The sequence below is a fragment of the Rhodococcus sp. F64268 genome, assembly GCF_023015605.1.
Classification (GTDB): Bacteria; Actinomycetota; Actinomycetes; order Mycobacteriales; family Mycobacteriaceae; genus Rhodococcus.
Map to the genome: position 1 here is coordinate 1 of NZ_JALKAI010000015.1, position 10,625 is coordinate 10,625.

The 10,625-nt window shown below is 65.2% G+C and carries 10 protein-coding genes and 1 tRNA gene; 1 reads left to right on the forward strand and 10 read right to left on the reverse strand.

The window, feature by feature from the left end; genetic code table 11:
* Positions 1-498: 498 nt before the first annotated feature.
* The 6 genes from MWU77_RS23110 to MWU77_RS23135 form a co-directional block, all read right to left on the reverse strand.
* The gene (locus tag MWU77_RS23110) at positions 499-696 is read right to left on the reverse strand and encodes a hypothetical protein (RefSeq protein WP_169690635.1); all 198 of its coding nucleotides are present in this window, start codon (positions 694-696) and stop codon (positions 499-501) included.
* Positions 697-945: 249 nt separating this feature from the next.
* A tRNA-Thr gene (locus MWU77_RS23115) sits at positions 946-1,018 on the reverse strand.
* Positions 1,019-1,080: 62 nt separating this feature from the next.
* On the reverse strand, positions 1,081-2,268 hold the full coding sequence (locus MWU77_RS23120; RefSeq protein WP_169690636.1) for a DNA polymerase III subunit delta': 1,188 nt from the start codon (positions 2,266-2,268) through the stop codon (positions 1,081-1,083).
* Positions 2,269-2,319: 51 nt separating this feature from the next.
* Positions 2,320-5,286: a type I DNA topoisomerase gene (gene topA, locus MWU77_RS23125; protein WP_247274877.1), complete on the reverse strand. Its 2,967-nt coding sequence runs from the start codon at positions 5,284-5,286 to the stop codon at positions 2,320-2,322.
* A gap of 116 nt (positions 5,287-5,402) precedes the next feature.
* The gene (locus MWU77_RS23130) at positions 5,403-6,011 is read right to left on the reverse strand and encodes a hypothetical protein (RefSeq protein ID WP_247274878.1); all 609 of its coding nucleotides are present in this window, start codon (positions 6,009-6,011) and stop codon (positions 5,403-5,405) included.
* A 133-nt stretch (positions 6,012-6,144) separates the two neighbouring features.
* Positions 6,145-6,348, reverse strand: a complete 204-nt coding sequence (locus MWU77_RS23135) for a cold-shock protein (protein ID WP_005248460.1) — start codon at positions 6,346-6,348, stop codon at positions 6,145-6,147.
* Between the two features lie 351 nt (positions 6,349-6,699).
* Between MWU77_RS23135 and MWU77_RS23140 the strand changes: the two genes are divergently transcribed.
* A complete protein-coding gene (locus MWU77_RS23140) occupies positions 6,700-9,066 on the forward strand; it encodes a DEAD/DEAH box helicase (RefSeq protein ID WP_247274879.1) in 2,367 nt (788 codons plus the stop codon).
* On the opposite strand, the gene MWU77_RS23145 is transcribed toward MWU77_RS23140, so the two are convergent.
* From MWU77_RS23145 to MWU77_RS23160, 4 genes are all read right to left on the reverse strand, one after another.
* The gene (locus MWU77_RS23145) at positions 9,045-9,437 is read right to left on the reverse strand and encodes an Rv3654c family TadE-like protein (RefSeq protein WP_374229962.1); all 393 of its coding nucleotides are present in this window, start codon (positions 9,435-9,437) and stop codon (positions 9,045-9,047) included. The two genes, MWU77_RS23140 and MWU77_RS23145, sit on opposite strands and share 22 nt — an antisense overlap.
* Positions 9,434-9,748 carry a TadE family type IV pilus minor pilin gene (locus tag MWU77_RS23150; RefSeq protein ID WP_169690640.1) on the reverse strand — a complete coding sequence of 105 codons (315 nt, stop codon included), beginning with the start codon at positions 9,746-9,748 and terminating at the stop codon, positions 9,434-9,436. Before MWU77_RS23150 ends, MWU77_RS23145 begins: the two co-directional genes overlap by 4 nt.
* 47 nt (positions 9,749-9,795) lie before the next feature.
* Positions 9,796-9,960: a DUF4244 domain-containing protein gene (locus MWU77_RS23155; protein ID WP_169690768.1), complete on the reverse strand. Its 165-nt coding sequence runs from the start codon at positions 9,958-9,960 to the stop codon at positions 9,796-9,798.
* 89 nt (positions 9,961-10,049) lie between these two features.
* The gene (locus MWU77_RS23160; RefSeq protein ID WP_169690769.1) at positions 10,050-10,619 is read right to left on the reverse strand and encodes a type II secretion system F family protein; all 570 of its coding nucleotides are present in this window, start codon (positions 10,617-10,619) and stop codon (positions 10,050-10,052) included.
* Positions 10,620-10,625 lie beyond the last annotated feature (6 nt).

The following is a 10,625-nucleotide window of genomic DNA, read 5'->3' on the forward strand; positions in this document are numbered from 1 at the left end:
TAAAGACTCTTGATTTCACTCCCGAAAGAGTCAATCAGTCAAAGACATCGAGCCAAATCACTAGCAAAAAAACTCAAACTAGCAAAACACTGACCACCACAGACGGAAGAATGTGATGATCAGCACAATTTCGATCACCGAAACAATTTCGGTGATCGCACCAAAAATATTTGGCACTGACATTCATCGGCACACTGTTGAGTTCTCAAAGAACACGCACACATCATCACTCACCGGACATCATCCGGCTCGTTCCGAGGCAACTGTTCCAGCCTAGTTCGTTTCACTCACGGACGCAAATCCGTGTGGTGTTCGGAACCAGGGGCGGTNAAACCTTACCAGAAGGTGTCGTACCAGTGAAATTCAGGCGTCTTCGTCCAACCTCGTTGTCCCTGACCTTGCGGTCCGGGTCGGTGTCCGTGTCGCTCTGACCTGGAATAAGTTACGCGAGGACCTGCCGGAACACCAAATCGCCAGGTCAACGGAGTTTTACTGCTCTCAGGGCACCCAGTACTTCTCCGCAAGCGCCTGTACTACGGCGTCATCTTCCTCTGCGCGATCGAGCAACATCAGATCGTGGTCCAGGTCCATGGCCCTGGGGTCGTCTCCCTCGGCGTCCCCGACGGGCCGGCCCCCGTCCTCGGCACGCTGTCGGAGGATCTTGTCGCGCACTCGCCTCTTCAACGACTCGCTCATGTATCGAGCATGGGCGTCACACCGCAGCTTGTCGAGAGATGCGGAACTCCCCGGAGGCGGATCGCGCACCTAGCGATCGTCGCGGTTACGGAAGACTCGAATCGCCATCGGAAGCACAACTGCCAGCGCACCGAGAATCAGGATGAGGGAGAACAGTTCCATCAGCATGGTGCCCATGATCCACGCAGATCCGGTGGAAGGTCGAGAACGGTGAAGGCCCCGTCCATGTGGACGGGGCCTTCACCTCTGAGCTGCCTGAGAGAATCGAACTCTCGACCTTTTCATTACGAGTGAAATGCTCTACCGACTGAGCTAAGGCAGCGCGCCTTGCGGCGACCGAAGTCTAGCCGAAAACCCCCCGCCCGACGCAAACCGGCAGGAAACTCACCGAAACGCGGCGCTCAGACGAGCCGCCATCGCGGCCAGCGCGAAACGGGGTTTGACGTTCTGCGCGAGCGCTTCGCGACAGTCGAGGATCGCTTCGATGCAGTCGAGGAGCCTTTCGGGCTTCGCTCGGGAGGCGAGGTCGCGGGCGCGGTCGGCCATGTCGGGATGGTTGGGCGTCGTCGCAGCGCCCATCGACTGCGCGAGTGCATCCCGGTACAGCCCGGCAAGGTCGATGAGGGCACGGTCCATGATGTCGCGCTCGGTGCGGGTCTTGCGTGACTTCTGGGTGCGTTCGAGTTCCTTGAGTATCCCCGCCGAACCTCGCAGAGCACCCGCAGCTCCTTTACCTGTTCCCCCGGCACCGAGAGCGGTCTTGAGTTCTTCGGTTTCGCGTTCGTCGCGGTCTGCGCTGATCTCTTTGGCTTCGGCCTCCGCGCGCCGACCGAGTTCTTCCGCAGACGTATAGGTGGTGGCGGGTCGAAGGACGGCGCCCGCGACATCGAGAGCGCGGGCGCGGTTGTCGCGGGCCGCCGCGTCTGTGGCGAGACGTCGAGCACGACCCACATGACCACCGCTGACCGACGCGGCCCACTGCGCGGCATCCTCAGCGATACCGTCGACGTCGCGGAGGACCTGGGCGATCGAGTGGACGCTCGGAGTGATGAGCCCGACGTGCCGGCACCTCGACCGTAAGGTCACCGAGATGTCCTCCGGATCCACCGACGGTGCACACAGTAGGAAGACCGTGCGCTGCGGCGGCTCCTCGACGACCTTGAGCAGCGCGTTCGCGGCGCCTTCGGTGAGGCGGTCGGCATCTTCGATGACCACGACCTGCCAACGCCCGGTACTCGGTCGACGCGACGCGACCTGCACGATCTCGCGCATCGCCTTGACACTGATCGTCAGGCCTTCGGGAACCACACGTCGAACATCGCCGTGGGTGCCCGCCATCGTGGTGGTGCATGCGTGACAGCGACCACATCCGGGTGTTGCGTCGTCGGTGCACTGCAGTGCCGCCGCGAAGCACAGGGCTGCAACGGAGCGTCCTGATCCGGGCGGGCCTGTGAACAGCCAGGAGTGCGTCATCGCAGAGCCGGAGACGCCGGTGCGCGCGGCTACCGCCGCACCCACCAGATCGGTCTCGACATCACGTTGACCGACGAGACGATCGAATACTCCGGGCATGTGGCTCAGCGTAGCGATCGGCACCGACGGCCTCGGTCAGGGCAGATCAGATCAGTCGGTCGGCCCGTCGGCTGCGGTCTTCTTCGCTGCGGCCTTTTTGGCGGGCGCCTTCTTCGCCGCTGCCTTCCTGACTGCGGTCTTCTTCGCTGCGGTCTTCTTGGCGGGAGTCTTCTTCGCCGCCTTCTTGGTCGTCTTCTTCGCGGGCCCGCGGGCACGACGATCCGCCAGCAGCTCGGATGCTCGTTCGTCGGTGATCGTGCCGACCTCGTCGCCCTTGCGCAGGCTCGCGTTGGTTTCACCGTCGGTGACGTACGGACCGAAGCGACCGTCCTTGATCACCATCGGCTTCTCGCTGACCGGATCGACACCGAGTTCACGCAACGGCGGAACTGCCGCTGCCTGACGTCCGCGACGCTTCGGCTCTGCGTAGATCTTCAAGGCTTCGTCGAGAGTGACCGTGAACATCTGTTCCTCGGTCGCCAGCGAACGCGAGTCGGTGCCCTTCTTCAGATACGGACCGTAACGACCGTTCTGCGCGGTGATCTCGTCACCGGATTCCGGATCGACACCGACCACACGCGGTAGCGACAGCAACCGCAGAGCGTCGTCGAGAGTGACGGACGACAACTCCATCGTCTTGAGGAGAGATGCCGTGCGCGGCTTCGGGCCGGTGGCCTTCTTCGCGGCCTTCTTCGCCGGCGCCTTCTTGGCCGTCTTCTTCGCGGCCGTCTTGGTTGCGGTCTTCGTTGCGCCGCCGCTCGTCAGCTCTTCGACCGGTACGGGGGCGACATCGGGTTCCGGCTCCGGCTCAGGCTTCGGCTCGGGCAGCAACTCCGTGACGTACGGACCGAAGCGACCTTCGCGAGCGACGATCTCGTGTCCGGTCGCCGGGTCGACACCGAGAACCCGACCCTCTTGCGGGGTGGAGAACAACTTCTCCGCGTATTCGAGGGTCAGCTCGTCCGGCGGCAGGTCCTCTGGCAGGTTCGCGCGCTGCGAGATCGGATCGGCCTCGGGATTGTCGGGGTCGGCGACCATCCGCTCGAGGTACGGACCGAACCGGCCCACTCGCACGTGGATCTCGCGACCCTCTGCATCATCGAACAGCCGAATCGAGTTGATCTCGCGAGCATCGATGTCTTCGAGGTTCTGCCCGACCAGCTTCTTCAGGCCGCCCTTGCGGGCAACCGAATCCTCGTCGCCGTGCTCGCCACCGAAATAGAACCGCGACAGCCAGGCACTGCGCTGCTCCTGACCCGAGGCGATTTCATCGAGATCGTCCTCCATACCTGCGGTGAAGTCGTAGTCGACGAGCTGACCGAAATGAGCCTCGAGCAGACCGATCACCGCGAACGCCACCCACGAAGGCACCAGCGCGCTGCCACGCTTGTAGACATAGCCGCGATCGAGAATCGTCTTGATGATCGACGCGTAGGTCGACGGACGCCCGATACCCAGCTCTTCGAGAGTCTTGATCAGGCTCGCTTCGGTGAAACGGGCCGGCGGGTTGGTCGAGTGCCCATCCGGGTCCAGCTTCGTCGCGGTGACTGCAGAGCCCTCGCTGAGGTTGGGTAGCCGCGACTCCGCGTCGTCCGACTGACCACCTGCCTCTTCGTCGACGCTTTCGACGTAGGCCTTGAGGAACCCGGCGAACGTGATCGTGCGACCCGACGACGAGAACGTGCACACCTCACCCGTCCCGGCGGTGCCGGTGATGCGGAGCGTGAGGGTGGTGCCTCTGGCGTCGGCCATCTGCGACGCGACCGTACGCTGCCAGATCAGCTCGTACAGCTTGAATTCGTCGGTATCGAGCCGCGCATGCAGTTCGCCCGGAGTCGCGAAGACATCGCCGGCGGGCCTGATCGCTTCGTGCGCTTCCTGGGCGTTCTTGACCTTGCGGGTGTACTGGCGGGGTGTCGCGTGGACATACTCGGCGCCGTACAGCTGGGTGGCCTGCGAACGGGCCGCGGCGATCGCCGACTCGGACAAGGTCGTCGAGTCGGTACGCATGTAGGTGATGTAACCGTTCTCGTACAACCGCTGCGCGATGCGCATCGTGCGTTCGGACGAGAACCGGAGCTTACGGCCGGCTTCCTGCTGCAACGTTGACGTCATGAACGGCGCATAGGGCTTGCGCGTGTACGGCTTGCTCTCGGCCGACGACACCGTCAACGCGACACCGGACAGCGCATCGGCCAGGCGACGGGCATAGGCCTCGTCGAGCACGATGACACCGTCGGTCTTCAGAACGGCGTCGGGGCCGAAGTCGCGACCTGCCGCAACGCGGGAGCCGTCGACGTTGACCAGACGTGCTCCGAACGATCGGGGACTCGCATCTGCACCGGCATCCATGGTTGCCGCGATATCCCAGTATTCGGCAGACTTGAACGCCATGCGCTCACGTTCGCGTCGCACGATGACACGGGTCGCGACCGACTGGACTCGGCCTGCCGAGAGCCGGGGCATGACCTTCTTCCACAGCACCGGGCTGACCTCGTAGCCGTAGAGGCGATCGAGGATGCGACGGGTTTCCTGTGCGTCGACCAGGTCGTTGTCGAGCTCTCGGGTGTTCTCGGCCGCGGCACGGATCGCGGGCTCGGTGATCTCGTGGAAGACCATCCGGCGTACCGGAACCTTGGGCTTGAGGGTCTCGAGGAGGTGCCATGCGATGGCTTCACCCTCGCGGTCGGGGTCTGTCGCGAGGTAGAGCTCGTCCGCATCCTTCAGGAGCGACTTGAGCTCGGTGACCTTGGACTTCTTCTCCGGGCTGACGACGTACAGCGGCTCGAAGTCATGATCGACATCGACACCGAGCCGGGCCCACGACTCGCCCTTGTACTTGGCGGGGACGTCGGCTGCACCGCGGGGTAGGTCGCGTATATGTCCGACGGAGGCTTCGACGACATAGTTGCGCCCCAGGTAGGGGGCGATCTTCTTTGCCTTGGTCGGAGACTCGACGATGACGAGTCGGCGCGTGCCCGACGCGTTGTCCGACGTGCTCTTGTCCCGTGCTGCCACCGTGACGCCTGAACCTTCCCGTTTTGCCGACATGTCCGTCTCTCGAAGACATGTATACCGACCTGTCTCCCCGACTCGGTCACACACAGGGTCGCACACACTCGGTCGATCCCTCGTCACATGTAGTGGTCGAAGTGCTCGTGACGTGGCCAGATCGCGCGGGCTTCGGAGTCGTCGGGTGGTGCTCCGACGCTCTCCGCGAGCCGCGCGATTCGGCGCGGTCCCGACACTCGCAACCCTGGTGGGGCACCATGCGGACTGATCAAGGTAGGAGCGATTCCGGCCACCATCAGAGCCTCGGAAAGCGACACATACGTGCCGGGTGCATCCGGATCGAGCCCGAGGACGTACCGCTCACCCACCACTTCCATCCGGCCCGCTGCCAGGAACCATGCCCGCAACGCCCCGGCACTCGGGACCCATCCGGCCGGAACACGCTTGGATCCGCCGCGCGACCACGCGGTCGCGAGCGGAACGAGATCGGAAACGTCGGCGGTGCACACCCGCGCAGACCCGTCCGGTAACGCGTCGATCGCCGCGGTCAGACCCGTCGCGATGATCTGATCGGCGATCGCGGACGCGCGCCACGGCGCTTCGACCATCACTGTGATCTGCGCCGAGTCGGCTGTGCGCGTCACGATTCGTCCCTGCGAGGCGAGCAGCCCGCTCAGGTCGGACAATGCCGGCGGTGCGGTATCGGCGCCGAAGAAGGACAGTTGACTCACTGCTACCTCCTTGCGTACTGCCTTTTCCAGTTGTATCGATCCGAGAAAGCCCTCGTCCCCCATCGCCGGTGGCGACAGGGGACGAGGGAGTGAGAGCGATTGCTCTCAGAGGTGCTCGACGGAGCGTGCCGAATCAGACGGCGCGCACACCGGTGGCCTGCGGACCCTTGGTACCCTGCCCGACCTCGAACTCGACGCGCTGGTTCTCCTCGAGGGTACGGAAACCGGAACCCTGGATCTCGGAGTAGTGAACGAACACGTCGGCAGAGCCGTCCTCCGGAGCAATGAAGCCGAAGCCCTTCTCCGCGTTGAACCACTTCACAGTGCCCTGTGCCATGCTTTTCCTTCTCTTTCTAACACCGGATTCGACGAGCCGCTGGGGACAGCGGCCGCCAGGTCCCGATTCCGACCGCTGTACCTTTCGAATCCCCCGTTGGAAGAGCTAAAGCACACCGCTCGCAACCACGATCCTGCGAGCGTGCACTTTCTCAAGTCTACGAACACAGAAGCTGCGACCGCGTGCCAGTCAATCATGTTCCGGGCGGTCACAACAGTAGGTATGGCACAATCGCGCCAAAATTCTGATCTTGTAGGCCGCTCGGTAGCATGACCAGCGGGTAGAAGGCTGATTCCATGCTACGCACCATCGCCTCGACCCGCACCGAATTCGATCCACCGGAGCCGACGCGTGACCAGTCCATCACCTATCCACCACGACACGGGCACTCCCCCCGGTTACGGACAGGCGCTACTCGACCGACTGGTCGCAGGCACACCGTCGAACGAACACCCGCTCACCTACGCAGCCGATCTACCCGCACGGAAGGCGCAACACGTCCGCTGGCCGGATTGGGCCGCCGACTGCGTCGTCTACGCGCTCCGCGAACAAGGAGTGTCGGAGCCCTGGCGCCATCAGATTCACGCCGCCGATCTCGCATCTGCAGGCAGGAACGTCGTGGTGTCGACCGGCACCGCATCGGGCAAATCCGTCGCCTACCAGCTTCCGGTGCTCACCGCGCTCGCGTCGGCACCTCAGTCCACGGCGCTGTATCTCTCCCCCACGAAAGCACTGGGCGCCGATCAGCTGCGCGCAGTGACGGAACTGACCGGCGGGACGGGTGAACTGTCGACTGTTCACCCGTGCGCGTATGACGGCGACACCTCCACCGAACTACGTCGATGGGCAAGAAGCCATTCTCGGTGGATCTTCACCAACCCCGACATGCTGCACCTGGCGATACTGCCCGGCCATGCGCGCTGGGCTCGACTGCTTCGGCGGCTGCGGTACGTCGTGATCGACGAGTGCCACTCGTACCGCGGAGTCTTCGGGTCGCATGTCGCGCTGGTCATCAGACGGTTGCGCCGGCTCGCGAACCACTACGGCGCCGACCCGGTGTTCATCCTGGCATCCGCTACCACCGCCGACCCCGGAGCCGCCGCCTCACGACTGATCGGGGCGCCGTGCGAGGAGGTCACCGAGGACGGTTCGCCACACGGTCCGCGCACCGTCGCTTTATGGGAACCGCCGCTACTCCGGGACGTCACCGGTGAGCACGGCGCACCCGTTCGCCGCGCTGCCGGCGCCGAGGCGGCCCGGCTTCTCGCCGACCTCGTCGTCGAAGGTGCGCGCACGCTGGCGTTCGTCCGTTCCCGTCATGGTGCAGAGCTCACCGCGATGGGTGCGCGGCGTCTGCTGGCCGAAACTGCGCCCGAACTCGCGGACCGGGTCGCGACCTACCGCGCCGGGTATCTCGCGGAAGATCGTCGCGATCTCGAGGCCGCACTGTCCGATGGTCGGTTACTCGGGGTCGCGAGCACCAACGCTCTCGAACTCGGGGTCGACATTGCGGGCCTCGATGCCGTGGTCGTCGCCGGATTTCCCGGCACCGTCGCGTCGTTCTGGCAGCAGGGCGGTCGGGCCGGGCGCCGCGGACAGGGTTCTCTCGTCGTCCTCGTCGCACGCGACGACCCACTGGATACCTACCTTGTGCATCACCCGCAGGCGCTGCTCGACAGGCCCGTCGAAGCGACCGTGACCGACCCGTCGAATCCGTATGTGCTCGGGCCGCAGCTACTGTGCGCTGCCCTGGAGTTGCCGCTCTCACATGCCGAGGCCGAGGGGTTCGATGCGCAAGAGTTGCTCACGGAACTAGCGGGGCAGGGCCTGATTCGTCGGCGACCCCACGGCTGGTTCGTCACACCGGACACTCATCCGCACGCCGAGGTCGATATCCGCGGCGGCATCGGCCATCCGGTTGCGATCGTCGAAGCCGACACCGGCCGGATGCTCGGCACCGTCGAGGCGGGACGCGCGCCGGCAACCGTCCACCCCGGCGCAGTGCACCTCCATCAGGGTGAGACGTTCGTCGTCGACGAGCTTCAGCTCGACGACGGTGTCGCGCTCGTGCACGCAGAGGATCCGGAGTGGTCGACGTCCGTTCGGGAGGTCACCGACATCCGAGTCGTGGCTGTGGAAGAGGCCCGCACATACGGGCCCGTCACCGTCCAGATGGCCACCGTCGAAGTGACCGGGCAAGTTGTCGCCTATCTCCGGCGTCTCCCCTCCGGGGAGGTGCTCGACCAGATCGAACTGGACATGCCGGCACAGACCCTGCCCACCCTCGCTGTGCTGTACACCGTCACCCCGGAATTGCTCGACCGGATCGGGTTGACACCCGAGCGGATTCCGGGTGCTCTGCACGCCGCCGAGCACGCCGCCATCGGATTGCTACCGCTCGTCGCGACGTGTGATCGCGGCGATATCGGTGGTGTGTCCACCGATCTGCACGCCGACACCGGATTGCCCACCGTGTTCGTCTACGACGGGCATCCGGGTGGGGCAGGTTTTGCCGAACGCGGATTCTCACGGATCACCCAGTGGCTCACCGCCACCCGCGATGCAGTGCAGTCGTGCGAATGCACCGACGGATGCCCGTCGTGCGTGCACTCACCCAAGTGCGGCAACGGCAATGACCCACTCGACAAGGCCGGTGCGACAGCACTGTTGACCGCCGTACTCGAGGCACTCGGCACTCAACCTCCACCGTCCACGTAGGCGGTCGGTTCGTCGCCGAGGGCAGGCCCCGCTCGGGCGATCGCCGATGCGTCCCGGTCGCCGAACATCGGCGAGACCGCAGCGTAGGTCTCCACCACCGCGTCCCACCCGTGTATCCGGCAACTCCGCACACCCACGTCCATGCGGACGGTCACCGTCTCCGCGACCGCACACGCCTCGGTCACTCCCCGATCGAGCGACGATGCGACGGCCAATGCCGCCATGTCTGCCGCAGCCTGCAGCCGGTGCCGAACCACCACAACCGATCCGACGTGCACAACGGTCGCGGTGATCGCGATGAGTGCGGCCATGATGCAGCACCCGAGGACGCTGGCACTGCCACTCTCCTCGCGCAGATCCACCCGCGTCACGACACCTCCCCCGGTTCACGGACCGCAACGGCGTCGGCCGTCAGGGTCACCATCGGGAGCAGCGGCGCATCGACGCTCACGGTCGCTACGACGAGGTCGTCTTCCACACTCACCTCGATGTGCGCGCCCTGCGGCGCGACCCGGGCGGCCACCTCGACCGCCCGGGCCTCGTCACCGCGCGCCACCAGCCGCGCCGCCTCACGGGCAGCATCCTGACACCGCACCTGCTGCGAAACACACAGCACCGCACCGAGACACAGCGTCAGAACCGTGATGAGTGACGCGATCGCGAGTGCCGCTTCGACGGTCACACCACCCTCGTCCCGCGCAGCGACGCGACGAGCACGAGCCCACCCGGTCACACCGAGGTGTTGAGGGCTCGTTCGACGATGCCCGTCAGCGCCGACACGATTCCGTCGCCGGTGACGACCGTGTACAACACCGCGCCGAATGCCGCCGCGGCAATCGTGCCGATGGCGTATTCGGCCGTCGACATGCCGTCGTCGCCGGCCGCCACCTTCATGACGCGGCGGGCGAACGACCGATCTTCTTCTATGGATTCAGCGAACACGAGATTCCCCTTTCTGTCGACGCGGACGGTCCGCGTCGACGTCACAACAGCCCTGATCCCAGGACGCCCCGAGCCAGGCCGATCACCACCGGCACGATGCCCAGGCACACGAAGGCCGGTAGGAAGCACAGGCCGAGCGGACCGCTCACCAGCACCCCTGCACGTTCGATGGCGCCTGCAGCTTCGTCTTCGGCATCCGAGCGATGCCGCACGGCGAGTTCGGAAACGATGTCGGACAGTGGCGCACCGGATTTCGCCGATCGCCGCGCAGCGCGAGCGAAGTCTTCGAGAAGCAGGTCGCCTTCCGCGGACCACGCGTCTGCCGGGTCGGCGCCGAGCTTCAGACGGTCGGCTCCTCGACGGAGCGCTGCAGCGAGCACAGGCGGCGCAGATTCCGCGACCACACCCGCCGCCGATGCTGCCGGCATCCCCGCTCGCAGGCACGCAGCGAAAAGATCGAATGCGGCGGCGGTCGCATGCGGATCCTGCACGTTTCCGGTCGCGGTGCTCGTCGTCGCGCCGGGCGGTCCGTGCAAAGCCTGCAGCCGTCGCGTTCCAGGGTCCGGCACCGCAATCAGCGCTGCCGCAAGGCACAACGACGGCAGCAACATCGACGC

Bases quoted from the DNA above. Each gene is read 5' to 3' on its own strand.
- MWU77_RS23110 (WP_169690635.1), bottom strand. From the start codon at position 696: ATGAGCGAGTCGTTGAAGAGGCGAGTGCGCGACAAGATCCTCCGACAG.
- MWU77_RS23135 (WP_005248460.1), bottom strand. From the start codon at position 6,348: ATGGCACAGGGCACTGTGAAGTGGTTCAACGCGGAGAAGGGCTTCGGC.
- MWU77_RS23160 (WP_169690769.1), bottom strand. From the start codon at position 10,619: ATGTTGCTGCCGTCGTTGTGCCTTGCGGCAGCGCTGATTGCGGTGCCG.
- MWU77_RS23155 (WP_169690768.1), bottom strand. From the start codon at position 9,960: ATGAAGGTGGCGGCCGGCGACGACGGCATGTCGACGGCCGAATACGCC.
- MWU77_RS23120 (WP_169690636.1), bottom strand. From the start codon at position 2,268: ATGCCCGGAGTATTCGATCGTCTCGTCGGTCAACGTGATGTCGAGACC.